1 pseudogene is annotated in these 294 nt (G+C 59.2%); it reads right to left on the bottom strand.

Going from position 1 to position 294, the window contains the following annotated elements:
- Positions 1 to 280 (bottom strand): annotated as a pseudogene (locus NKF25_RS24535) (ABC transporter permease); the annotation flags it as partial.
- Positions 281 to 294 lie beyond the last annotated feature (14 nt).

Raw genomic sequence — 294 nt, 5'->3', positions numbered from 1 at the left:
AGCCCTGTGCGAGCAGAATGAGCGACAGGGCGATACCCATGATCATGATCATCGGCACGATAAGCTGATACAGTGCGCTCGTGCCAACCAACGCCCCCGCTTGCTTGTACGCGTTGTTCAAATCGACGCCCCAGTTGGGCACCGACGTGGGGAGGATGCCCAAATAGGCCAATCCAACCGACGTAAAGACGACGTAGCGAGCGGCGTTGGCGAAGTTGACCAACACGAACGGCATCAGGTTCGGGATGACGTCCTTGAACAGGATGCGCGGCGTGCTCATCCCCATCGTCCGCG

The organism is Haladaptatus sp. AB643 (assembly GCF_024136975.1).
Lineage (GTDB): Archaea > Halobacteriota > Halobacteria > Halobacteriales > Haladaptataceae > Haladaptatus.
This window is presented reverse-complemented; position numbering and strand designations above follow the sequence as displayed.